We start from the raw sequence: 23,766 nt of genomic DNA, 5'->3' as shown, positions 1-23,766 counted from the left end.
TCCTACAGGTCAACTTGTTCATACCCGTCCTGAATCGGTTTGAAAACTCCTCTTATTTCTACATTCTCCGTTTCGATAACATGCTTGACCGTTTCCAGCTCTTCTCCCGGAAAATGAATCGATAACGCGCAGCCGGCCGTAATCTCTTTCGGAGTTGGGCATATATCGATTTCAACCTCCGCGTATTCCAGCAGCATCTCCGCGCGCAGCGCTTGCTGTGTCGAATCAAAGGCGATTAACATCGCGATTTCTCCTCTCCCTCACCTCATAGAACGAAACTATTGGCTTCGCGACGTATAAAATGGTTGTCCTATCCATATACTAGTATCATATTGGCATTTATGGAGGGGATTCTATGAAACTATCTTTTATGAAGGATATACCGTTAAAGGTTCCTTACACGGAAGCGAATGCTGTTGGTCAAATCGTCAACCGGCTATCTCTTATGATCGACGAGATGTCGGCCGGGCGGCCTATCGTAATCGTGTGCGTTGGAACAGACCGTTCTACCGGCGATTCTCTTGGCCCACTGATCGGCACGACCCTTTCCAAGTATCAGAGCCCCTACTTCTCCCTATACGGCACTTTAGAAGAGCCCGTACATGCCATGAACCTCGAAGAGACACTCCATCAGATCAATCGCACTTATCAAAAACCGTTTGTTATCGGCATTGACGCCTGCCTTGGGCAAGTATCCAGCATCGGCTCGATTCAAGTAGGCACAGGCCCCGTAAGACCTGGCGCCGGCGTAAACAAGGAGCTCCCTCCTGTTGGCGACATCCATATTACAGGTATCGTTAACGTGGGCGGATTCATGGAGTATTTTGTCCTGCAGAACACGCGTTTACATCTGGTCATGAAAATGGCCGACATCATCGCTTCCAGCGTATTCTCCTCCATCATGAACAGCATCCATGTCTCTGCACGCTCCAGAGAACAGGCAGCCGCCCTGGAACATCCGGGCACTAATTAATTACTTCGCTTCAGCTATTGCCTTGCGCTCTTCCGGAGTAAGGGTATAATTCGATTCGCCTTTGCTTACCGGCTTGGCATACACGTAAGTATTCTCCCGGCTGTGTAGCCCTGAGATCACTACCCCATCCTGCGCCGCATTTACCACAGCAATCGAGAAGCTGAGATCACTACCCTGATCGGCGAATGCATTGTAGCGCAGTACACCAACGCGGCCTTTTTCCTGCTGCTGCACTTCCTTCATCTGTTCCATTTGCTTCAGGAGCTTCTCGCTTTGCAGCTCTTGCGCCGTAATGGACTGCTTCAAATCGATAATGACTTCTTCCAGATTCGTAATGCCCGTGTTGCCCATCACTTCCACATACTGCTTTCTAAGCTTTTTCAGCCTTCTGCCAACAATTGAAATTCTAATCAATAACACGACGACCAACAATGCCAGTACAACCGTAACCCCATTCATCGGGTTATTCGTCCACTCATCCATTTCGAACTTCCGCCCCCAGAAAATTATGCTAAGAATATTGCTTCCGTATTTCTTTCACTGCTGCAACAAGGGCATCCGCTTCTTGCTCTGTTGTAAAACAACCTACGCTTGCTCGTACTGCGCCTGTTCCTGTTGTACCTGCACAGGCATGGGCCAGCGGTGTGCAATGAAAGCCCGCTCTAACCGCAATTTGATAATGCTGATCAAGTATAAAGGACATTTCAGACGGATCGATTCCGTCGGCTACGAATGCGACTATCCCCGTTCTTTGCTCGCCAACCTTTGGCCCAAGAACCTTAATCCCATCCACCTCTAATAGTCCGTCCATTATCCGCTGGGTTAATGCCCATTCCTTAGTATGGATGTTATGAACCGTCTCATGCAGAACATATTCGACACCCGCCTTGAGACCTGCGAGGCCGGGTGTATTTTGCGTTCCTGCCTCATACCGGTCAGGACGCACGCTAGGCTGCTCAGGAGCCTCAGATTGACTCCCTGTTCCGCCATGCAGCTGAGGAACGAGATCAACGCTAGGATGGATGTACAGGCCTCCTGTGCCTTGTGGGCCAAGCAATCCTTTATGGCCAGGAAAGGCCATCATATCGATTCCCATCGCCTCTACATCAATCTCAAGAATGCCGGCGCTTTGAGCTGCATCAACAAGGAGCTTTATGCCCTTTTTTCGGGCCAGCTCGCCAATTTGAGCGATTGGCGCAATGGTGCCGAGCAGATTAGAGCTATGGTTAACTATAATTAATGAAGTTTGCGCAGTTATGGCCGAAGCAATCCGTTCCACCTGAATTCTGCCTGCCTCATCTGACTCTACATACGTAACATGAATACCTAGAGCGTGCTTTAAATACTCCAGTGGCCTTCTTACCGAATTATGCTCAACCGAAGTAGCAATCACATGGTCCCCGCTTTTCACCCAGCCCTTGATTGCCATATTTAATGCGGCTGTCGTATTGGCGGCAAATGCTATATCATTCGGATTTTTAATCCGAAACAGCTTCGCTAATTGCTTCCTCGTATCAAACAAGACACGGCTAGCCTTTACAGCCATCCGATGACTGCCTCGTCCCGGATTTGCCGCTTCATGCAGCATGGCATGCTGCATCGCCTCCAGTACAGCCGGCGGCTTTGGCCACGAAGTTGCAGCATGGTCCAAATAGATAATCCCTTCCACCTTGTTCCATCCTCCTCTCTCTTTCTTTCCTCTCAAATTTCTCTTTTAAATACCATAACAGAACATAAGAATAGCATACCTTAGTTTAATCTTTCGGTACAAAGATTACAACTTTGGTATGCTAGAAATTAACCTAAATCATGCCATATTCTGGAGCAGTTCGAGCAGCCGCTCGAGATCCTGCTTATTGTAGTATTGCAGCTCGATTTTCCCTTTATCCTTTTGCTGCTTAATCTTAACCGTTGTTTTAAAACGGTCTCTTAGCGACTCTTCCAAGCTCTCGATATACGGATCCCGTTTCTTCGACTTTGCTTTCGCTTTTGCCGCTTCTACCGTTTCCTTCACTTCAAGTTTCTGAATCGCTTCTTCTAGATCGCGCACGCTCCAGCCAAGATTGACAGTCCGGTCAGCCATGTCCTTCTGGACGGCAGCATCCTTGATTCCCACTAATGCTCTAGCATGCCCCATCGAGATTGTTCCACGTGAAACATTGTTTTTGATCTCAACAGGCAGTGCAAGAAGGCGAAGGAAGTTCGCGATATGGGAACGGGACTTCCCCACCTTCATCGATAACTCTTCCTGAGTTAGCTTGAACTTATCCATTAACCCTTGATAAGCCATGGCTGTTTCAATCGCATTCAGATCTTCACGTTGCAGGTTTTCAATCAAAGCAATTTCCATTACCTGTTGATCGGAAAATGCTCGCACCACTGCAGGGATCGTTGCATTGCCGCAAAGCTGCGATGCACGGAACCGTCTTTCCCCTGCAATGATCTCATAACCCTTCAATACCGTCCGCACAATGATCGGCTGAATGACACCGTGCTGTTTGATCGACTCTGCCAATTCCTTTATGGATTCATCATCAAACGTTTTGCGTGGTTGGTATGGGTTTGGACGCAATTGCGTTAATTGAATTTCAATGACTTTATCGTCTTCGCTTACCGAAAGCGATGGAATAAGCGCATCAAGTCCTCTACCTAGCCGCTTGCTCATACATAATCACTTCCTTAGCAAGTTCAAGATATACTTCAGCACCTTTGGATCTTGGGTCATACGTAATAATAGCTTCGCCGTGAGAAGGCGCTTCACTTAAGCGAACATTACGAGGAATGATGGTTTGATACACTTTCTGCTGGAAATACTTTTTCACTTCTTCGATAACCTGAATACCCAAGTTAGTCCGAGCGTCCAGCATGGTCAGTAATACGCCCTCAATTTGAAGCGCCGTATTCAGATGCTTCTGAACAAGTCTTACTGTATTTAAGAGCTGGCTTAGTCCTTCCAGCGCGTAATATTCGCATTGAATTGGAATGATAACCGAATCAGCCGCCGTTAACGAGTTAATCGTCAGCAGGCCAAGAGACGGCGGGCAATCAATTAGAATATAATCGAATTGATCCTTAACGAGGGACAAAGCCTTTTTCAGACGAAGCTCACGCGAAATCGTTGGTACCATTTCAATCTCGGCACCTGCGAGCTGAATCGTCGCGGGAATGATCTTCAGACCATCAATCTTTGTTTCAAACATGGCATCCTTCGGATGCACATCATTAATCAATACATCATAAATACAATTATTTACATCTGCTTTGTTAATGCCAATTCCGCTTGTCGTGTTCCCTTGAGGGTCAATGTCAACAAGCAGCACCCGTCTACCGAGTGTTGCCAGGCAAGCCCCTAAGTTAACAGACGTTGTCGTTTTACCAACACCGCCCTTTTGATTGGCTATTGCAATGATTTTAGACAAACTTGTTCACCTCTGTGTCCAAACTTTTAATCCCCTGATGATCTAACGGTGAAACGTATCGGTATAAACGGTTTCGCCGTCCTCGAAGAGGACGGCCCGGATTAGTACTATTACGTTCATCATGGATGACTTACGCAAAGCTAATTTTTCGGTATATGAATAGTAATTTCATAAAAATCGCCAAGGTCTTTTTCGTCTGCTTTGATTTCCATCCCTGTGCTGGACACCATCTGAACAGCTTGACGGATCGTATTAAAAGCAAGACGCGTGTTCTTCGGCATCGCAAACCGCTTCGTTTGCTTCGACTTCGGTTCTTCCTTCAGAGATGCAATACGATTCTCCGTCTGTTTGACGTTTAATTCCTTCGTAATGATCTCTTCGAGCACCTGATTCTGAAGCTCTTCCGTATCGAGAGAAAGCAACGCTCTCGCATGTCTCTCTGATATTTTACGACTAGCAAGGGCTTCTTTGACAGTGTCATTTAATCCCAGCAACCGCAGCTTGTTTGCAATTGTAGACTGACTCTTGCCTAAACGCTGCGCAAGGCTCTCCTGTGTCAGCTCATGAAGCTCGATCAGCTTTTGGTAGGCAACCGCTTCCTCAATCGCCGTCAAATTCTCGCGTTGCAAATTTTCGATCAATGCGATAGAGGCCGTCTGTGAATCGTTAAATTCGCGGATAATAGCCGGAATTGTATCATATCCAAGCTTTGTTACCGCCCGCCAACGACGTTCGCCTGCAATAATCTCATATCTGCCATTTCGAGCGCGAACAACGATGGGTTGAATAACGCCATGCGTTTTGATCGTTTGGCACAACTCATCGATACGTTCATCATCGAAGATTGTCCGAGGCTGGAATGGACTCGTATCAATATCTTGAATAGGAATCTGCCGAACCTCTTCTTGACCGCTTCGCTGATCACTTAGACCGAACAAACGGGAAAATGATTCTTTCATATTATCTACTCTACCACCCGACCAAGAAACCATTACCGTTATAGTGGTTGGTTTCCAAGATGTGCTGCTATGCATTAACGGTAAAATTCCCGTTACTACCATTTTATCTATATTACTTCTCTCAGACAACCTCGTTTAATAGACTCGCTGTTGCGTTAGAAACCCTATGTAAAACCTTTTAAGAACGGGATTCTTTCTCTACCCTTTTATTTCGACTTCAATTTGGTTTTTTCCTGCTTGATCTTCGTAATATTTCGGATAGACACAAATAAAACCTCCGTATGTTTCACGTGGAACATACGGAGGTTTCGTTTTGTCATTACACAAGAGGCTGTTTAAGCGGAGTGCCTGCTTTGCGCGGATATTTTTTTGGCGTAGCATCCGTCTTATTGATAAGCACGATGTAGCGTTCCGACTGTTCGAAAGGCAATTTGAAGGCATGCTCTGCACGGACCTTCGCTTTCAGCTCACGTAAACTTACAGCAGCCTCCTTCACCTCTTCCACGCTTTGCGAGCCTTTCATTGCGGCAAAGGTTCCGTTCTTGCGGGTGAATGGCAGGCAAAATTCATTCAAAACATTCAAACGTGCAACTGCTCTTGCCGTTACGAGATCAAAGGAGTCTCTATACGCTGGCATTCTCGAAATATCCTCAGCCCGCCCATGAACGCAATTCACATTGTCGAGCCCAAGCTCTTGAACCAAATGATTCAGGAATTGAATTCGTTTGTTAAGCGAATCCACAATAACAACCTTCAAATGCGGGAAGCAAATTTTAAGCGGGATACTCGGAAAGCCTGCTCCGGATCCGATATCGGCAATACTGCTTATCTCTTTCATATCAACGAAGAACGATAACGAAATCGAATCGTAAAAATGTTTCTCGAATACGGCATCCCGTTCGGTAATGCCGGTTAAATTCATTTTCTCATTCCACTCCACTAGCAAGCGGTGATAGGAATCAAATTGTTCGAGCTGCTTCGGGGATAACGCGATACCATTCTCCCCCAGCAGCTTTTCAAACCATACATGCGTTTCTGTCATCATTGCCCTCTCGCTGCCGTCACCCGGTTATAGTGTTCCAAATAAACAAGTAAAATGGAAATGTCTGCCGGAGTAACGCCTGCAATCCTCGACGCCTGACCGATCGACAACGGGCGGATGTCCGCCAGTTTTTGTTTTGCTTCCGACGCCAAGCCATGCACTTCGCTGTACACGATATCATCGGGAATTTTCTTTTTCTCCATCTTGCTCAAGCGCTCAACCTGATGCAGCTGCTTCTCGATATAGCCGGCATACTTGATCTGAATTTCAACCTGCTCCTTCATTTCTTCCGTCAACGGAAGCTCCGAAGGCGATAGCTGATCAACCAACGCATAAGACAATTCTGGACGGCGCAGCAGCGACAAGGCATCCATTGTAAAAGCAATAGGAGCCGAATTCGCGGCATCGAGTACCGGCTGAGCAACCTCAGGCTTAATTTTCACCGTGCCAAGCCGTTCGATTTCTTGAGCCACAAGCTCTTTCTTGCGAAGGAAATCCTGATAACGTTCTTCCGAAATAAGTCCAATCTCATACCCAGTTGGAGTCAGGCGAAGATCCGCATTATCATGACGAAGCAGCAAGCGGTATTCGGCACGGGAAGTTAGAAGACGATAAGGATCGTTTGTCCCTTTCGTCACCAGATCATCAATCATAACGCCGATGTATCCTTGCGAGCGGTCGATAATAACCGGTTCTTTCCCTTGCACTTTGCGCGCTGCGTTAATACCCGCGATAATGCCTTGACCCGCAGCTTCTTCATAACCGGAAGTGCCGTTGATTTGTCCGGCTGTGAATAATCCGTCAACCAGCTTTGTCTCCAGCGATGGCCACAGCTGCGTGGGAACAACCGCATCGTATTCAATCGCATAGCCGTTACGCATCATCTCAACATTTTCCAAACCTGGAATAGATCTCAAGATGCCAAGCTGCACATCCTCAGGCATGCTTGTCGAAAGTCCTTGCACATAATACTCCGACGTGTGCTTGCCTTCCGGCTCCAGGAAGATTTGATGCTTCGGTTTATCCGCGAAGCGGACAATTTTATCTTCAATAGAAGGACAATAACGCGGACCCGTACCTTCAATCGCTCCGGAGAACATAGGGGCACGGTGCAAATTGTCGTTTATAATTTTATGCGTTGCTTCCGATGTATACGTCAGCCAACAAGGCAGCTGTTCATTGTCGGAGGATTTCGTTTCATACGAGAAAAACTTCGGATTATCATCGCCCGGTTGAATTTCCGTTTTTGAGAAATCAATTGTATCCTTATGCACGCGCGGCGGCGTACCTGTCTTGAAGCGAGCGAGCTTAAAGCCAAGCTCCTTCAGGCTTGCAGACAGCTTCACCGATGGCTGCTGGTTATTCGGGCCGCTCTCGTACATCAGTTCGCCCATAATAATTTTGCCGCGCAAGTAGGTCCCCGTCGTAATAACAACCGCTTTGGCCCGGTAGATAGCGCCTGTTTTGGTTACGATACCGGTAATTTTACCGTCTTCGACAATCAGATCCTCCGCCATGCCTTGACGAAGCGTCAGATGATCCGTCTCTTCGATTGTTTTCTTCATCGTATGCTGGTAAGAGAATTTATCCGCCTGCGCGCGCAACGCGTGAACAGCCGGTCCTTTCCCTGTGTTCAGCATCCGCATTTGGATAAACGTTTTATCGATATTGCGCCCCATTTCTCCGCCTAACGCATCAATCTCGCGGACGACATGTCCTTTTGCAGGTCCCCCGATTGACGGGTTGCATGGCATAAAAGCCACCATGTCCAGGTTGATTGTAAGCAAAAGCGTCTCACAGCCCATTCGAGCGGCAGCAAGCGCTGCTTCCGCTCCGGCATGACCCGCTCCAATTACGATTACTTCATATTGCCCAGCTTCATAGGTCATTTTTCTTTATCCCTCCAATTCATCACGCCGCGCACGGGATACGGACCCTGCCGGTCGTCATCTTTTTTCTTTATTTGCCTAAGCAGAACTGCGAGAAGATCTGGTCGATCAACGAATCTCCAACCTCATCGCCTAATATTTCACCAAGCGATTCCCATGCGGAACGCACATCGATCTGGATTAAGTCAATCGGAATGCCGGTATTCGACGCATCGATCGCATCAATAAGCGACTGCTGCGCCCGCTTCAGCAAAGAAATATGCCGAACGTTGCTGACATATGTCAAATCTCCGGAATCAAGCTGACCTTCAAAGAACAGCTTGCTGATTGCTTTCTCCAGCCGATCCAGTCCTTCCTCTTCGCGCACCGACATGCGGACAATCCGCTCTTCATCAATCAATGCCTCAATCTCGGCCATCTCGAGCTTTGATTCCAAGTCCGATTTATTAATAATAAGAATAAGCTGGCGGTCCTTCACCTTCTCCAGGAGCGCACGGTCATCCTCATGTATAGGCTCGTTATTGTTAAGCACAAACAAGATCAAATCGGCTTCTTCCAGCGCATTGTGGGAGCGTTCTACGCCAATCCGTTCCACGACATCGCTTGTTTCGCGAATGCCTGCCGTGTCGAGCAGTCGAAGCGGAATATGATTAAGCGTCACATACTCCTCGATAACATCCCGCGTTGTACCGGGAATATCCGTTACAATCGCTTTATTCTCCTGTGCCAGCATATTAAGCAGAGAAGACTTGCCTACATTCGGGCGTCCCACAATAGCGGTCATAATGCCCTCTCGCAATATTTTACCTTCGTTCGCCGTTTTTAACAGCTTGCCGATTTCCTCCAGCGCGGATCCGCTTTGTTCGCGGATATAATTGCTGGTCAGATCCTCGACATCATGCTCGGGATAATCGATATTCACTTCAATATGAGCAAGCAGCTCAATTACTGTCTGCCGAAGAGCTTTGATCCGCTTGGACAAGGTTCCCTCTGCCTGCTTGCGCGCAACCGAGAATGCCCGGTCCGACTTCGAACGGATCAGGTCAATAACGGCCTCCGCCTGCATCAGATCAATCCGGCCGTTCAGAAAAGCTCTCTTCGTAAACTCGCCCGGCTCCGCAAGCCGCATACCATCCTGCAGAAGCACCTGGTCGAGCACCTTCTTTACCGCCACAACGCCGCCATGGGCGTTAATTTCGACGACATCCTCTGCCGTGAACGAACGGGGACCGCGCATGACGGTTACAATAACCTCTTCAACTTCTTCCCCGTTCTTCGGATCTATAATATGACCGTAATGCAGGGTATGCGTTGCCGCATCCCTCAAATCGGTTCTTGATCGAAAAATCCTCGCGGTTCCCTCAATCGCATCAGGACCGCTGACGCGAATAATGGCGATGCCGCCCTCTCCGACTGCTGTCGAAATTGCCGCAATAGTATCATGTACCATCAGCTTTTATGCACCTCTCAAATGGAAAAACAGCAATGACCACGAGAGCCATTGCTGCGAATTGAATAACGTATGGATCTAACTTTACATCTGCTTTTCCTTTAAAGCAATAACAACTCGCCGATTTGGCTCATCGCCTTTGCTGTAAGTTTTTACCCTAGGGTGATTCTGAAGCTGGGAATGAATTACTTTGCGTTCATGCGACGACATCGGCTCCAGCACGACCTCTTTCTTCGTGCGGACAACTCTGCCGGCAAGGCGTTCCGATAATTCCTCCAGCGTCTTGCGGCGACGCTCGCGAAAATCCTCCGCATCAAGCACGATCCGAAGATGGCTGTCCGAGTATCGATTTGCCACAATGTTAACCAAGTACTGCAGCGCGTCAAGCGTTTGACCGCGCCGGCCAATCAGCATGCCAATATCCCCTCCGCCCGAGACGGACAGATAAGTCGCTTCTTTCGTTTGTTTCCGATCAATAGCGATTGTAAGTCCCATCGCCTCTGACACATCACGAAGAAATTGCTCTGCTTCAATCGTTGGATCGGGTATAAGCTCCAGTTCAACCTTCGCTTCCTTTACGCCAATGAGTCCGAACAGACCTTTTGAAGGCTGCTCCATAACGAGCACTTTGACGCGATCCTTGGCTACATTTAATTGTGTTAAACCGCTCCGTACAGCATCATCAATCGTTTTTCCTGATGCTACGATTTTCTTCATTTCGCGAGGGCCTCCTTACCCTTGTTTGATGAACGAACGTACAGGAAGTAGTTTTGAATAATGGTGTAAAGGTTACTGAAAATCCAGTACAGCGGAAGCGCCGACGGGAAGTTAAGGGCCATCACGAAGATCAGGACAGGGAAGATCATAAGCATAGCTCCCATGCCCGGCATCGTTTGCGTTTGCTGCTTCTGCATCATCTTCGACTGAACGAATGTCGTAGCTGCCGCGATGATCGGGAGGAAATACCAAGGTCCCGGCTCGCCAAGCTGCAAGCCCAGGAATTCATGCGTACGAACCTCGGGATTCCAGTAGATCGAATTATAAAGCGCCATAAACACAGGCATCTGAACGAGTAGCGGCAAACAGCCTGCCATAGGATTGACCTTGTTCGCCTGGAACAGCTTCATCGTCTCTTCCTGCTGTTTCTGCGGATTATCTTTATGTTTCTTCTTAATCTCGGCCATTTGCGGCTGAATCGCCTGCATCGCCTTCGAGCTCCGGTACTGCTTGAGCGTTAATGGCAAAATCGCCGTTCTTACAATAATCGTAATGAGCAGAATAGCTAGTCCATACGAACCGTTGAACCAGTCTGCGAACTTATCAAGCGTAAGGGCAAAGTAATAAACAACATTCTTCTCCCAGAAGTTGCCGTGCTGTAAATCCGATGTACTCGTCGTTGCATTATGCGGTGCGCAACCCGACAGCAGCACAACCATCAGCACCATGCCCAGTACGAGCAGCCACTTGCGGTTTCCTTTTAAAACCAACACCAAATCTCCTCTCTGAACACTCCATACTAAGCATTATTTTATTGACTAAACTATACCATAAATAATAGGACAAAGAAACAACTTGGAAATGCTGGCCACTATTGCTAATAACGCGCGTCCTTCTTCAGCAAACCGGCCTTCTTCAGCACATGAAAAATGCTCTTCTCCAGCTGCTTCGTCTCCATCTCCACCGCAGGTTTTCTTACTATTAATATAAAATCGGTATTCGGCACGATTTTGTCTCCGTTCAAACGGACGATTTCCTTAATAACTCTCCTCATCCGGTTGCGCACAACCGCGTTGCCGATTTTCTTGCTGGCGGAGACGCCTAACCGGAATGGCTCCGCTACCGGCTGCCTCGACCAATACACGACAAACTGTCCATTGGCAAACGACTTGCCGTAACGATAGATCCGATTGAAGTCGGCGCGGTTACGCAGACGCAATTTTCTTTGCACGACCAGGCTCACCGTTCTTTCTTCATATTAATAACCCTTTATGTATGCTTGCCCTGCGGATCCTACCTATCAGTATCGCCCGCAGGGCAAAAAAAAAGACCACCCGACGTGGTCTTTTGCTTATGCGCTAAGAACTTTTCTGCCTTTTTGACGACGCGCTGCCAAAACTTTACGTCCGTTTTTCGAGCTCATCCGTTTGCGGAAGCCATGTACTTTGCTGCGTTTGCTTACATTCGGTTTAAATGTAGGTCTCATCTGAACTGCACCTCCCGTATATCAAGTACTCAAAACAGTACGGCTTAACACCGATCTGCTTGTTCTCTGTAAACAGCTAATTTTTGAAACACGCTTTTTTTATTAAACCACGCCGGGCTGCAAAAGTCAATTAAAAAGGCTGCCATCCAAATATTGTGGATAAATGTATGGAATGAGCACCTTTGTCGGAAAACTAATAACATGTGCATAAAATTTCGGGACTTTAGACGAACTTTGTCGAAATGGTAACAAGATATTAACAATATGTAGTGGTGTAGATAACTTTTATGCACAAGCTATTGAATTTGTGGATAAAATCTCACAACTCGTTGAAATACAAGGGATCTTTTGCTATGATTAATATGTTTTCGGTGTGAATACCTCATCGATTTAGCATCTTTTATCAACAGCCTGTGGATAACAATGTGAACAAACTCATCCCCTATTCATAACTCATGTTCCTATTATTCTTCATATTGTGGGTATTTCGTAATAATCACCATTCATTCGACATGATTTGGCTTAATTGCGCCTATTCGGCGATTTTTGATAAGGAGTGACGTCTGTGGACAGCCATACCTATGATTTATGGCAGCAAGTGTTGTCAATCATTCAGACGAAACTAAGCAAACCCAGTTTCGATACCTGGTTTAAAGCGACCAAAGCTTCCTTCGTGAACGATTCGCTTCTGGAAGTGACGGCGCCGACAACATTTGCGGCTGAATGGCTGGAAGGCCGGTATACCAAATTAATTCGCAACACCTTGTTTGAGTTTCTCGGCAGACAGGTAGACGTACGCTTTTCGATCGAAGAGGCGAAGCCGGCGGAACCCGCGCCTCCCGCTGTGATTAAGGCTGCGGAAGCGCCGATCATTCAAGAAGAGACCTTCAATCATATGCTTAACCCGAAATATACGTTTGATACGTTTGTCATCGGGGCCAACAACCGCTTTGCGCATGCGGCATCGCTTGCCGTGGCGGAAGCGCCGGCGAAAGCTTATAATCCGCTGTTTTTATACGGCGGCGTAGGACTCGGCAAGACCCACTTGATGCATGCTATCGGCCACTACATCATGGATCACAATCCAAGCACGAAGATCATGTACATCTCGTCCGAGAAATTCACGAACGAGTTCATTAATGCGATCCGGGATAACAGGGGCGAGAGCTTCCGCAACAAATATCGCAATATTGACGTGCTGCTAATTGACGATATTCAGTTCCTGGCCGGTAAAGACGGTACGCAGGAGGAGTTCTTCCATACCTTTAATGCCTTGCATGAAGAGCGGAAGCAAATCGTCATCTCCAGTGACCGTACGCCGAAGGAAATTCCGACTTTGGAGGAAAGGCTGCGTTCGCGGTTCGAGTGGGGATTAATCACGGATATTCAGGCACCGGATTTGGAGACAAGGATCGCGATTTTGCGCAAAAAGGCGAAAGCGGAAAACCTTGATATTCCGAATGAAGCGATGGTCTACATTGCGAACCAGATCGACACGAATATTCGTGAGCTGGAAGGCGCCCTCATCCGCGTAGTCGCATACTCCTCGCTTATTAATCAGGATATCTCATCCCATCTGGCTGCCGAAGCGTTAAAGGACATTATTCCGTCCAGCCGTCCGAAGATGATCACGATAAACGATATTCAGCAAAAGGTTGGCGAATTCTACGGACTGCGTCTCGAGGAGTTCAAAGCGCGGAAACGGACCAAAGCCGTCGCCTACCCGCGGCAAATCGCCATGTATCTCTCGCGTGAGCTGACCGATTACTCGCTTCCGAAGATCGGCGAGGCATTCGGCGGGCGTGATCATACGACAGTCATCCATGCGCATGAGAAAATTTCGCAGCAGCTGAAGCAAGACCAGGACTTGTACAAGATTTTGCAGAACCTGACCGAGAAGATCAAAAATCACACGTAAAAGTTATTCACTTCTATATGAACAACCAAGCAAGCCTATGCACAAGCTATACACATGTGGATAGGCTTGCTTTATCCGTGTTTTAGACGGTTATCCACATATTAACGCCGCCTACTACTACGACTACTATTTTTTTTAAAAAAAACATCATCAAAATAGGGCGAAAACGCCCATTACGGCTTCGCCGATTTTAAAAGCCCAAGAAACCATCGATCCGAAACGGACTTAGGAGTGAAACCATGAAACTTTCAATTTCCAAACATGAACTGAACGAAGCCATCCAACAGGTTGCAAAAGCGGCTTCTTCCCGTCCGACAATTCCTATTCTCGGCGGCATCAAGATTGAAGTTACCCACCAAGGGGTTACCTTAACGGCAAGTGATACCGATATATCTATTCAAAGCTTTATTCCTGTAGAACGGGATGATCTCGTTATTGCGAATGTGGATAAACCGGGCAATGTGGTGCTGCCCGCTAAATTTTTTGTCGAAATCGTTAAGAAGCTTCCGTCTGACAATGTTGAAATTGAAGTAGGCGCCCATTTCCAAACCCTGATTCGTTCCGGTTCGACGGATATTCAGATGGTTGGCCTGGATCCGGAGGAGTTCCCCGTACTTCCTTCCATCGAGCAAAACGAGCTGTTCCAAATGCCCGGCGATCTTCTGAAGGCGATGATTCGCCAGACTGTTCTGGCCGCCTCCGTTAATGAGCAGACGCCTATTCTGACCGGCGTGCTCTGGAGCCTGCAGGATAAGCAGCTGAAATTCGTGGCGACTGACCGCCACCGTCTGGCCAGCCGTATCGCGCAAGCGGAGACCGCTGCCGACTACCGGTTTAACAATGTCGTAATCGCGGCAAAAACGTTGGTCGAGCTGTCTAAGCTGGTTCCGGATCAACACGGTCTCGTTGATATTGTCGTAGCCGATAACCAGGTGCTGTTCAAAATCGGCAACGTATTGTTCTACACCCGCGTGCTGGACGGAACTTACCCGGATACTTCTAAAATTATTCCGAGCGCGTTCAAAACAGAACTCGTTCTTGATACAAAAAAATTGACGGATGCCATCGACCGCGCGTATCTGATGTCGAGAGAAGAGAAGACCAACATCGTTCGCCTGACAACGATGGATGACGGTTCGATCGAAATTTCCTCGAGCTCGACAGAGCTTGGCCGCGTTACCGAGCAGCTGGAACCGAAGCAGTTCGACGGCGAGCCGCTTAAGATTGCGTTCAACTCCAAATATATGCTGGACGTGCTTAAAGTCATCGACAGCGAGCAGATCTTTATCGGTTTTACGGGAGCAATGAGTCCAATCGTTATTCGCCCAACCGATCATTCCTACAACACGTATGTTATCTTGCCTTATCGGACGACAAACTAGGGTTATGCAAGCTTGGGCAATAACGGTGAAAGGCAGGTGAGCAAGGGATGAAAGAGATCTCGATTCGCGACGAATACATTACGCTTGGACAGTTTTTAAAACTGGCTGATTGTATATCCACAGGTGGACACGCGAAATTTTTCTTGCAGGAAAACGAAGTTCACATAAACGGGGTTGTGGATAACCGTCGCGGCAGAAAGCTGTACGTCGGTGACCGCGTTGAAGTGGAAGGCTGCGGCGTCTTTACGGTGACCGGGGCATAAGTGCTTAAGAAGCAGCCAGGCCGGGAGGACAAACGAACGTGTTTTTAAAAAGCATTCAATTGCAAAACTATCGGAACTACAAAGAGCTTGAGCTCGTGACGGATAATAAGGTCAATTTGTTTGTCGGGCCCAATGCGCAGGGGAAAACGAACTTGCTTGAGGCGATCTTTGCGCTCGCCCTCACTAAATCGCACCGCACGTCGAAGGATAAGGAGCTGATCGGCTGGGAAGCCGATACAGCCCGGATCCACGGCGAGGTGGAGAAGCGCTACGGCACGTTAAAGCTAGATTTGATGTATTCGACGCAGGGCAAGAAAGCGAAGATCAACGGACTTGAGCAGCGGAAGCTCAGCGATTTCATCGGATCGCTGAACGTCGTCATGTTTGCTCCTGAAGATCTGGAGATTGTAAAAGGAACGCCGGGCATACGAAGACGGTTTCTCGATATGGAAATCGGCCAAGTACAGCCCGGTTATTTGCATACGCTGACGCAGTACACCAAGGTGCTTGCACAGCGGAACAATTTTCTGAAAACGGCATCTCCGGGGAGCTCCCAGCTCGCCATGCTGGACATCTGGAATATGCAGCTTGCCGAGCACGGTGTTAAAATCATGAAAAAAAGGAAACACTTTATTCATAAATTACAACGGTGGGCGGAGCACATTCACTCCGGCATCACGGCGGGCGGCGAGCGCCTCACCATTGAGTACCGCCCGTCCTTTGACGGCGGCGCCTCCGAAGATGAAACTGTTTTATTTGAGCAATTTATGTTAAAGTTATCACAGGTGAAAGATCAGGAGATTCGCAGAGGAATGTCGCTCGTAGGGCCTCATCGCGACGACATGGCTTTCTTTATCAACGGCAAGGAAGCGGCTGTATACGGGTCGCAGGGACAGCAGCGTACGACTGCCCTGTCTCTCAAGCTCGCCGAAATAGAGCTGATCTGCGAGGAAATTGGGGAATACCCGCTGCTATTGCTTGATGATGTCTTGTCTGAGCTGGATCAGAACCGGCAGACGCAGCTCATCGAGACGTTTCAGAGCAAGGTTCAGACGTTTATTACAACGACCGGACTCGAGAGCGTAAATGTGAGCAAGCTCCGCGATGCCGGGATCTACGATGTGCGGGAAGGCCGAGTGACGCGCTGATAACGGACATTTACACGGGAGGCGGAGGACATGTATATCCATTTGGGCGGCGAGAAAATTATCCGGGCTGCCGAGCTGGTAGCCATTTTTGATATATCGATAGAGCAATCCTCCAAGCTTTCCAAGCAATTTGTAGCAGGAGCCCGTAAACGCAAAGATGTCGAGACCATTGGTGAGGAAGAGCCCAAATCCATTGTCGTGACGAAGCAGAAAATCTATTATTCGCCGATTTCATCCTCTACTTTGAAGAAACGGGCCCATCATTTTGCGGCGAATGGCTAGAAGCAGCCTAGGCGAACAGGTATGAGAGGAGTAGTGAGCAGTTGAGTCAGCAGAATACGTATGATGAAAGTCAGATACAGGTCCTCGAAGGCTTAGAAGCGGTACGGAAGCGTCCGGGGATGTACATCGGCTCTACCAGCGGCAAGGGCCTCCACCATCTCGTATGGGAGGTTGTCGATAACAGTATCGACGAAGCGCTGGCCGGGTATTGTACGAAGATCCAGGTTCGCGTCCACGAGGACAACAGTATTACGGTTATCGATAATGGCCGCGGTATTCCGGTAGGTGAGAACGCAAAGCTGAAGAAGTCGACTCTCGAAGTCGTAATGACTGTTCTTCACGCAGGCGGCAAGTTTGGCGGCGAAGGCTATAAAGTATCGGGCGGGTTGCACGGTGTTGGTGTATCCGTCGTTAATGCGTTGTCGGAACATGTAACGGTTACGGTTAAGCTTCACGGACATATCTATCAACAAGAATACCGCCGCGGCGTGCCGCAATATGACGTCAAGATTGTCGGGGAGTCCAATGAAACCGGTACGACGGTTAAGTTCAAGCCGGATCCGGAGATTTTTACCGACACCACCGTTTACGAATATGAGACGCTCCAATCGCGGATTCGCGAGCTGGCGTTCCTCAATAAAGGCCTCGAGATTGAACTGGTTGATGAGCGTACGGGCACATCGAATTCGTTCAAGTATGAAGGCGGCATTATCGAGTTCGTCAAACATTTGAACCGCAACAAGGAAGTTATGCACGATGAGCCAATCTATGTAGAGGGCTCGAAGGACCATATCCAAGTTGAGGTATCGCTGCAGTACAATGACGGTTACAGCGAGAATATCCATTCGTTCGCCAATAACATCAATACGCATGAGGGCGGTACGCACGAATCCGGCTTCAAGAGCGCGTTAACGCGTATTATTAACGACTATGCCCGTAAGACGGGATTAATCAAAGACAATGATTCCAACTTCTCCGGCGATGACGTCCGCGAGGGCTTGACGGCGATTATTTCGGTGAAAATTCCCGAGCCGCAGTTCGAAGGACAAACAAAGACGAAGCTTGGCAACAGCGAAGTGCGCGGTATTGTCGAATCGTTCTTTGCCGAGAAGCTGCAGGAGTTCCTGGATGAGAATCCTTCGGTTTCCCGCAAAATCGTTGAAAAAGGCCTGCAAGCGGCAAGAGCCCGCGAAGCGGCACGCAAGGCACGCGAGTTAACACGCCGCAAGAGCGCGCTTGAAGTGAGCTCCCTGCCAGGTAAACTGGCTGACTGCTCCTCCAAGGACGCCTCGATCAGCGAGCTGTATATCGTCGAAGGCGACTCCGCCGGTGGTTCGGCGAAGCAAGGCCGCGACCGTCATTTCCAGGCGATTTTGCCGCTGCGCGGTAAAATCCTGAACGTTGAGCGTGCCAGACTGGACCGCATTCTCGGAAATGCCGAGATCCGCGCGATTATCACGGCGCTTGGAACGGGCATTGGCGATGATTTCGATCTGGCGAAAGCACGTTACCATAAGGTCATCATTATGACCGATGCCGACGTCGACGGCGCGCATATCCGGACTTTGATGCTGACCTTCTTCTTCCGTTACATGCGGAAGATTATCGAAGCAGGCTATATTTATATCGCACAGCCGCCGCTGTTCAAGATCGAGCGTAACAAGGTTATCCGTTATGCGCAGTCCGAGAAGGAACGCGATGAGATTATCGCGGAATTCGGTGAAGGCGCCAAAGTAAACGTACAGCGTTATAAAGGTCTCGGCGAGATGAACGCCACGCAGCTGTGGGAAACAACGATGGATCCGGAGAGCCGGACCATGCTTCAGGTATCGATCGAAGATGCGATTGAAGCAGACGTTATATTCGACACGCTTATGGGCGATAACGTTGAACCGCGTCGCGATTTCATTCAACAGTTTGCGAAAGACGTTAAGAACTTGGATATTTAACAAAAAAATAGCCGTCCTTTCGGACGGCTATTTCTTTTTGTAGCGACCGTAAGAAACGGCGTACTTATAGATTTTGCGGAATATCGTTTTATCTTCGAGCTTCCGGAAGATAAAGGCATCAGGCTTCGTGTTTACCTCAAGAATCCAAGGTCTCTGCTGTTGGTCAATAGCGATGTCGATCCCAAGCTCCTTGATGCCCGGATAATGCTTCTCCAGCTCTTTTGCGATATCCAGGCTGATTTGCTTGAGGCGCATCGCGTATATCATCTTCTGGGTCGGGGATTGATGGTTAGACATCAAGCGTTCGAAGGACATCGGAGTGCCGCCGTTGTGGTAATTGGTAACCACTTTCCCGGGATGGGCAAGGCGTCCGATAATGCCGGTAGCCTCCCAGTGGTTGTTTTCATTGCGCTGCACCATTACCCTAATATCGAAGCGCCGTTTATTATGGCGGAGCAGATGGATGCCTCGTTGAACCAGATAGCGCCTGCTTTTAATTTTTTTCACGAGGCTCTGGTGCAGCAGTTCGAGGGTAGGAAAGGTCCGGATTGAGGTGTTCAGTTGATACTTATAGCCTTTGGCAGCCGGCTTGAGCTGTTCTACGCGCATAACGCCTTTGCCAAAGGTGCCGTTTACGGGTTTGACGTAGACCATCCCGTATTCGTCAAGCATCAACTGCAGGTTTTCCTTGTTGAAAAGCTTTGTTAGAGGTATATATTCACGGAGAGCTGGCGAGTGTAGAAGTACGTTGGTTTTCTCCCATTTGCTGTATACCAATTGAATAGACAATTTTGTTGCTCCTTTCCCTTGGGAACAGGTATTAAGCGATGAAGATTGCGTATCAAGCAGAAGACAGACTTTGGAATGAGTGGTATAATGTAATTTGGGTCTGTTTATTTTATGGCGGATCGGGCACGAAAAGATACGAGTTATTTGCCTATTTTTCATTATTTTTTAGGCAATTTGCCGGTTTCATAGATGAAACGGATGCAGGGCGTTTAGCCGTGCCTTTTTTGTGAAAGTAATATAATGGTTATCATGTTTGACAAGGTTTGCAGATTGATGACGTCAGGGAGGTAAAACATGGCGGAAGAACAACAGCATTCGCAAATTAAAGACCGCGACATTGGTACGGAAATGCGCGATTCATTCATGGACTATGCGATGAGTATTATCGTAAGCCGCGCATTGCCGGATGTAAGGGACGGTCTTAAGCCGGTGCATCGTCGTATTTTGTACGCAATGTCGGAGCTGGGCATGTCTTCGGACAAGCCATATAAGAAGTCTGCGAGGATCGTAGGGGAAGTAATCGGTAAGTACCATCCGCACGGCGATTCGTCGGTTTATGAAGCAATGGTACGGATGGCGCAGGATTTCTCCATGCGGTACATGCTTGTGGACGGACATGGCAACTTCGGCTCGATTGACGGAGATATGGCGGCGGCGATGCGGTATACCGAGGCGCGTCTGTCGAAAATCGCCATGGAGATGCTCCGCGATTTAAATAAAGAGACCGTTGATTTCGTTCCGAACTATGACGGCGAGGAGAAAGAGCCGGCCGTTCTGCCATCGCGCTTCCCGAACCTGCTCGTAAACGGGGTTACAGGTATCGCGGTAGGTATGGCTACGAATATTCCGCCGCATAACCTGACCGAGGTTATTGACGGTATTCAGGCGCTGATCCGTAATCCGGAAATTACGCCTGTTGAGCTGATTGATTATGTAAAAGGCCCCGATTTCCCTACTGCGGGTATCGTTATGGGACTTAGCGGCATCCGTCAGGCTTATCTGACGGGACGCGGCACGGTAACGATGCGAGCACGTGCGACGATTGAAGAGAACGGCAACAAAGCCCGGATTATCGTCTACGAGCTGCCATACCAGGTTAACAAAGCACGACTGGTAGAAAAAATCGCAGAGCTCGTCCGCGAGAAAAAAATAGAGGGAATTACCGACCTCCGCGATGAGTCCGACCGTAACGGAATGCGGGTCGTTATTGAGCTTCGCCGCGATGTAACGCCAAGCGTGGTGCTGAACAATCTGTATAAGCAGACGCAAATGCAATCCAACTTCGGTATTAACATGCTCGCGCTAGTTAACGGTGAACCTAAGACGCTGAATATTCGCGAAATGCTGTATTACTATTTGCAGCATCAGATCGAAGTTATTCGCCGTCGTACCGAATACGATCTGAAAAAAGCGGAAGCGAGAGCCCATATTCTCGAAGGCTTGCGTATCGCTCTTGATCATTTGGACGAAGTTATCGCTTTGATCCGTGCTTCGCAAACGGCGGATATTGCCCGCGAAGGCTTGATCGAGCGTTTTGCGCTTAGCTATGAGCAGGCGCAAGCGATTCTCGATATGCGTCTCCAAAGGCTCACCGGTCTGGAACGCGACAAGATCGAAGCTGAGTATGCGGAACTGATGAAGAAGATTGCCGAGTATAAGGCGATCTTGGCCGATGAGCAGCTTGTGCTCAACATCATCAGCGAAGAGCTTAACGAGATCAAGGAGCGCTTCGGCGACGAACGCCGTACCGAAATTACCGTCAGCGATGAAGAAATTCTGGACGAGGACCTGATCCCTCGCGAGGATGTTATCATCTCCATCACGCATACCGGTTATATCAAGCGTCTGCCGGTAACCACTTACCGCAGCCAGAAGCGGGGCGGCAAAGGCGTCGTTGGCATGGATACGAAAGAGCATGATTTCGTCGAGCATTTGTTCGTATCCAACACGCACCATTACTTGCTGTTCTTTACGAACAAAGGCAAGGTATACCGCCTGAAGGCTTACGAGATTCCAGATCTCAGCCGGACAGCCCGGGGAACGCCGATCATCAACCTGATCCAAATTGAACAGGGCGAGACGATCAATGCGGTTATTCCGGTAGAAAGCTTCGATTCGGACAGCTATCTGTTCTTTGCTACCCGTCAAGGTATTGTTAAGAAGACACCTCTTGACGATTATATGAATATCCGCAAGGTTGGTCTGATTGCGATTTCGATCCGCGAGGATGACGAATTGATTGGCGTGAAGCTGACAGACGGCAACCAGGAGATCGTAATGGGTACAGCGCAAGGCATGTCGATCCGCTTCTCCGAGCAGGATGTTCGTTCAATGGGACGTTCCGCCACAGGCGTAAAAGGCATTCAACTGGATGATGACGATACCGTCATTGACATGGATGTAGTTAATCCGGAGAATGATGTGCTTATTGTAACGGCCAAAGGCTACGGCAAACGTACGCCAATGAGCGAGTACCGGATCCAGAACCGTGGCGGTAAAGGGATCAAGACTCTTAACGTTACGGACAAGAATGGACCGATTGTCAGCCTGAAGGTCGTTCTGAATGACGAGGACCTGATGATTATGACCGCTCTTGGTACGCTTATCCGTACGAGCATGGAAGGTATCTCGACGATGGGACGTAATACGCAAGGCGTGAAGCTGATCAATACGCGTGAGGATGATACGGTATCAACCGTAACCCGTGTCGCGCGCAGCGAAGATGCTGACGAATCGCTCGAAGAGGGCGAAGAATTCGAAAATACAGCTCCGGATGCAGGCACCGAGCCGGCAGAAGAGTAAAAACAGACAATAGAGGATTGGCATACATCGGGAGGGGACCGTTGTGGCAACAGTGGCTTTATCACAGGTGAAGTTAGGCGACAAAATCAGCGAAGATGTCCTCACCCCGCTTGGCGGAGTGCTATTTCAGAAGGGGCGCATCGTCACACCTAGAGAATTAGATATCATGCAGGCCTTTCTGGTTCCCAAAGTTCAGATTGAACAGCCGGCTAATCAGACAGATAAAACGCAGGACAACGCAAAGCAGGAGCCGCAGACAGCAGCTCCTGTTGTCTCTGCTACTCCGCTGCATGATGAATACGACCAGATGATCGTTGTACTGAAGCGGGTTATCAACGAGATCCGGTCCGGTCAGCCGATACCGGTAATGGATATCCGGAATCAGTTGGAGAAGATGATGCAGTATGAGGACAGCTACCAGGTGCTTACGTTTATGCCGAGACATTTTTCGGAGCGTGACTATTTGCTGCACAACAGCATACTGGTGAGCTTAACCTCCTATCGTATTGCCCAATGGTGCGGACTGCCTCGTAAGGATTGGATGCCGGTCGCTCTCGCCGGTCTGCTGCACGATATCGGGAACGTTAAGATTGACCCGGCTATATTAGCCAAGCCGACAGCCTTAACGGCCGAAGAAAACGAAGAGATGAAGCGTCACACGGTATTTGGGTATCAGCTGCTCAAGAACATTGCCTCTTTAAACGAGGGAGTGAAGCTGGCCGCGCTACAGCATCATGAGCGCATTGACGGTAGCGGCTATCCGCTTGCCATTGATTCGTCCAAGATCCATCCGTACGCCAAAATCGTTGCCATTGCGGATATTTATCATGCGATGACTTTAAATCGATTCTACCGCAAGGCAGCTTCCCCGTATTTCGTTCTGGAACAGATCCAGAGCGATTCCTTCGGAAAGCTGGAGCCTTCTTACGTCAGGATATTCGTAGAGAAGGTAACGCAATTCCATAACGGCAATATCGTGAAGCTTAGCGATGATCGCGTTGGAGAGATTGTGTTTAGCGATTCCGTGCATCCGACAAGACCATGGGTCTCTGTTGGCGGTACGATAATCAACCTGACAATCGAAAGACATCTGCATATAAAAGAAGTTATGGGTTAACAATAAAGATCTTGCCTTGGAATCAGGCGAGATCTTTATTTGTTTATTAGATAGAAAATCTATTGTATACAACAGTTGATTAATAAGGATTTTCAGCTTAAATATGAGATGTAAAAGAGAATAATCATGTTTTAGCAAAAAAACTTTAAAAAAGTACTTGCAATCCATTAGGCGTTCATGG

At 48.5% G+C, this 23,766-nt stretch carries 23 protein-coding genes; 9 read left to right on the top strand and 14 right to left on the bottom strand.

The window, feature by feature from the left end; translation table 11 throughout:
• Nucleotides 1–2 precede the first annotated feature (2 nt).
• Nucleotides 3–242, bottom strand: a complete 240-nt coding sequence (locus tag PGL01S_RS22855) for a putative Se/S carrier protein (protein ID WP_116394501.1) — start codon at nt 240–242, stop codon at nt 3–5.
• Nucleotides 243–355: 113 nt separating this feature from the next.
• Here PGL01S_RS22855 and yyaC point away from each other — a divergent pair, with 113 nt between their 5' ends.
• Complete coding sequence (gene yyaC / locus PGL01S_RS22850) at nt 356–973, top strand: spore protease YyaC (protein WP_116394500.1); 618 nt, start codon at nt 356–358, stop codon at nt 971–973.
• On the opposite strand, the gene PGL01S_RS22845 is transcribed toward yyaC, so the two are convergent.
• The 12 genes from PGL01S_RS22845 to rpmH all read right to left on the bottom strand — a co-directional run bounded on the left by PGL01S_RS22845 (nt 974) and on the right by rpmH (nt 11,935).
• Nucleotides 974–1,456, bottom strand: coding sequence for a DUF4446 family protein (locus PGL01S_RS22845; RefSeq protein ID WP_127496868.1), 483 nt, complete (start codon nt 1,454–1,456; stop codon nt 974–976).
• Between the two features lie 28 nt (nt 1,457–1,484).
• Nucleotides 1,485–2,642 (bottom strand): aminotransferase class V-fold PLP-dependent enzyme, encoded by a 1,158-nt coding sequence (locus PGL01S_RS22840; RefSeq protein WP_127496867.1) that lies wholly within the window; start codon nt 2,640–2,642, stop codon nt 1,485–1,487.
• 138 nt (nt 2,643–2,780) lie between these two features.
• A complete protein-coding gene (locus PGL01S_RS22835) occupies nt 2,781–3,638 on the bottom strand; it encodes a ParB/RepB/Spo0J family partition protein (protein ID WP_127496866.1) in 858 nt (285 codons plus the stop codon).
• Nucleotides 3,619–4,392, bottom strand: a complete 774-nt coding sequence (locus PGL01S_RS22830; RefSeq protein ID WP_015847822.1) for a ParA family protein — start codon at nt 4,390–4,392, stop codon at nt 3,619–3,621. The genes PGL01S_RS22835 and PGL01S_RS22830 overlap by 20 nt, the downstream gene beginning before the upstream one ends.
• Before the next feature lie 140 nt (nt 4,393–4,532).
• A complete protein-coding gene (gene noc / locus PGL01S_RS22825; protein WP_116394496.1) occupies nt 4,533–5,351 on the bottom strand; it encodes a nucleoid occlusion protein in 819 nt (272 codons plus the stop codon).
• A gap of 319 nt (nt 5,352–5,670) precedes the next feature.
• The gene (rsmG, locus tag PGL01S_RS22820; RefSeq protein WP_127496900.1) at nt 5,671–6,393 is read right to left on the bottom strand and encodes a 16S rRNA (guanine(527)-N(7))-methyltransferase RsmG; all 723 of its coding nucleotides are present in this window, start codon (nt 6,391–6,393) and stop codon (nt 5,671–5,673) included.
• Nucleotides 6,393–8,282 carry a tRNA uridine-5-carboxymethylaminomethyl(34) synthesis enzyme MnmG gene (gene mnmG, locus PGL01S_RS22815; protein WP_127496865.1) on the bottom strand — a complete coding sequence of 630 codons (1,890 nt, stop codon included), beginning with the start codon at nt 8,280–8,282 and terminating at the stop codon, nt 6,393–6,395. Before mnmG ends, rsmG begins: the two co-directional genes overlap by 1 nt.
• 70 nt (nt 8,283–8,352) lie before the next feature.
• Complete coding sequence (mnmE, locus tag PGL01S_RS22810; RefSeq protein WP_127496864.1) at nt 8,353–9,732, bottom strand: tRNA uridine-5-carboxymethylaminomethyl(34) synthesis GTPase MnmE; 1,380 nt, start codon at nt 9,730–9,732, stop codon at nt 8,353–8,355.
• Between the two features lie 84 nt (nt 9,733–9,816).
• Nucleotides 9,817–10,449: an RNA-binding cell elongation regulator Jag/EloR gene (jag, locus tag PGL01S_RS22805; RefSeq protein ID WP_116394492.1), complete on the bottom strand. Its 633-nt coding sequence runs from the start codon at nt 10,447–10,449 to the stop codon at nt 9,817–9,819.
• Nucleotides 10,446–11,222: a YidC/Oxa1 family membrane protein insertase gene (locus tag PGL01S_RS22800; RefSeq protein ID WP_015847828.1), complete on the bottom strand. Its 777-nt coding sequence runs from the start codon at nt 11,220–11,222 to the stop codon at nt 10,446–10,448. Before PGL01S_RS22800 ends, jag begins: the two co-directional genes overlap by 4 nt.
• A gap of 104 nt (nt 11,223–11,326) precedes the next feature.
• The gene (gene rnpA, locus PGL01S_RS22795) at nt 11,327–11,680 is read right to left on the bottom strand and encodes a ribonuclease P protein component (RefSeq protein ID WP_116394598.1); all 354 of its coding nucleotides are present in this window, start codon (nt 11,678–11,680) and stop codon (nt 11,327–11,329) included.
• Nucleotides 11,681–11,800: 120 nt separating this feature from the next.
• The gene (gene rpmH, locus PGL01S_RS22790; RefSeq protein ID WP_015847830.1) at nt 11,801–11,935 is read right to left on the bottom strand and encodes a 50S ribosomal protein L34; all 135 of its coding nucleotides are present in this window, start codon (nt 11,933–11,935) and stop codon (nt 11,801–11,803) included.
• 565 nt (nt 11,936–12,500) lie between these two features.
• Here rpmH and dnaA point away from each other — a divergent pair.
• From dnaA to gyrB, 6 genes are all read left to right on the top strand, one after another.
• Nucleotides 12,501–13,853: a chromosomal replication initiator protein DnaA gene (dnaA, locus tag PGL01S_RS22785; protein WP_116394491.1), complete on the top strand. Its 1,353-nt coding sequence runs from the start codon at nt 12,501–12,503 to the stop codon at nt 13,851–13,853.
• 239 nt (nt 13,854–14,092) lie between these two features.
• On the top strand, nt 14,093–15,235 hold the full coding sequence (gene dnaN, locus PGL01S_RS22780) for a DNA polymerase III subunit beta (RefSeq protein ID WP_116394490.1): 1,143 nt from the start codon (nt 14,093–14,095) through the stop codon (nt 15,233–15,235).
• A 47-nt stretch (nt 15,236–15,282) separates the two neighbouring features.
• Complete coding sequence (gene yaaA, locus PGL01S_RS22775; RefSeq protein WP_116394489.1) at nt 15,283–15,498, top strand: S4 domain-containing protein YaaA; 216 nt, start codon at nt 15,283–15,285, stop codon at nt 15,496–15,498.
• A gap of 38 nt (nt 15,499–15,536) precedes the next feature.
• On the top strand, nt 15,537–16,646 hold the full coding sequence (gene recF / locus PGL01S_RS22770) for a DNA replication/repair protein RecF (protein WP_127496863.1): 1,110 nt from the start codon (nt 15,537–15,539) through the stop codon (nt 16,644–16,646).
• A 30-nt stretch (nt 16,647–16,676) separates the two neighbouring features.
• Nucleotides 16,677–16,928, top strand: a complete 252-nt coding sequence (remB, locus tag PGL01S_RS22765; protein WP_012772007.1) for an extracellular matrix regulator RemB — start codon at nt 16,677–16,679, stop codon at nt 16,926–16,928.
• Nucleotides 16,929–16,969: 41 nt separating this feature from the next.
• A complete protein-coding gene (gene gyrB, locus PGL01S_RS22760; RefSeq protein ID WP_116394487.1) occupies nt 16,970–18,877 on the top strand; it encodes a DNA topoisomerase (ATP-hydrolyzing) subunit B in 1,908 nt (635 codons plus the stop codon).
• Between the two features lie 27 nt (nt 18,878–18,904).
• Here gyrB and PGL01S_RS22755 read toward each other — a convergent pair whose 3' ends face one another.
• Entirely contained in the window at nt 18,905–19,666 is a 762-nt protein-coding gene (locus PGL01S_RS22755; RefSeq protein ID WP_127496862.1) for a YheC/YheD family protein, read from the bottom strand.
• A gap of 294 nt (nt 19,667–19,960) precedes the next feature.
• Here PGL01S_RS22755 and gyrA point away from each other — a divergent pair, with 294 nt between their 5' ends.
• Together gyrA and PGL01S_RS22745 are read left to right on the top strand one after the other, a co-directional pair.
• Nucleotides 19,961–22,468, top strand: a complete 2,508-nt coding sequence (gene gyrA / locus PGL01S_RS22750; protein ID WP_116394484.1) for a DNA gyrase subunit A — start codon at nt 19,961–19,963, stop codon at nt 22,466–22,468.
• Nucleotides 22,469–22,511: 43 nt separating this feature from the next.
• A complete protein-coding gene (locus PGL01S_RS22745; RefSeq protein WP_127496861.1) occupies nt 22,512–23,585 on the top strand; it encodes an HD-GYP domain-containing protein in 1,074 nt (357 codons plus the stop codon).
• The last annotated feature ends 181 nt before the right edge of the window (nt 23,586–23,766 follow it).

Origin of the sequence: Paenibacillus glycanilyticus NBRC 16618 (assembly GCF_004000805.1) — a bacterium.
GTDB lineage: Bacteria > Bacillota > Bacilli > Paenibacillales > Paenibacillaceae > Pristimantibacillus > Pristimantibacillus glycanilyticus.
Note: the sequence above shows the minus strand (reverse complement) of the source record. Positions and strands in the feature narration are given on the sequence as shown.

What these genes read in the sequence shown, in the direction of transcription:
- PGL01S_RS22855 (WP_116394501.1), bottom strand. Translation starts at nt 242, where the DNA reads ATGTTAATCGCCTTTGATTCGACACAGCAAGCGCTGCGCGCGGAGATG.
- PGL01S_RS22835 (WP_127496866.1), bottom strand. Translation starts at nt 3,638, where the DNA reads ATGAGCAAGCGGCTAGGTAGAGGACTTGATGCGCTTATTCCATCGCTT.
- rsmG (WP_127496900.1), bottom strand. Translation starts at nt 6,393, where the DNA reads ATGACAGAAACGCATGTATGGTTTGAAAAGCTGCTGGGGGAGAATGGT.
- jag (WP_116394492.1), bottom strand. Translation starts at nt 10,449, where the DNA reads ATGAAGAAAATCGTAGCATCAGGAAAAACGATTGATGATGCTGTACGG.
- yaaA (WP_116394489.1), top strand. Translation starts at nt 15,283, where the DNA reads ATGAAAGAGATCTCGATTCGCGACGAATACATTACGCTTGGACAGTTT.
- mnmG (WP_127496865.1), bottom strand. Translation starts at nt 8,282, where the DNA reads ATGACCTATGAAGCTGGGCAATATGAAGTAATCGTAATTGGAGCGGGT.
- dnaN (WP_116394490.1), top strand. Translation starts at nt 14,093, where the DNA reads ATGAAACTTTCAATTTCCAAACATGAACTGAACGAAGCCATCCAACAG.
- gyrA (WP_116394484.1), top strand. Translation starts at nt 19,961, where the DNA reads ATGGCGGAAGAACAACAGCATTCGCAAATTAAAGACCGCGACATTGGT.
- yyaC (WP_116394500.1), top strand. Translation starts at nt 356, where the DNA reads ATGAAACTATCTTTTATGAAGGATATACCGTTAAAGGTTCCTTACACG.
- PGL01S_RS22845 (WP_127496868.1), bottom strand. Translation starts at nt 1,456, where the DNA reads ATGGATGAGTGGACGAATAACCCGATGAATGGGGTTACGGTTGTACTG.
- rpmH (WP_015847830.1), bottom strand. Translation starts at nt 11,935, where the DNA reads ATGAGACCTACATTTAAACCGAATGTAAGCAAACGCAGCAAAGTACAT.
- remB (WP_012772007.1), top strand. Translation starts at nt 16,677, where the DNA reads ATGTATATCCATTTGGGCGGCGAGAAAATTATCCGGGCTGCCGAGCTG.
- mnmE (WP_127496864.1), bottom strand. Translation starts at nt 9,732, where the DNA reads ATGGTACATGATACTATTGCGGCAATTTCGACAGCAGTCGGAGAGGGC.
- noc (WP_116394496.1), bottom strand. Translation starts at nt 5,351, where the DNA reads ATGAAAGAATCATTTTCCCGTTTGTTCGGTCTAAGTGATCAGCGAAGC.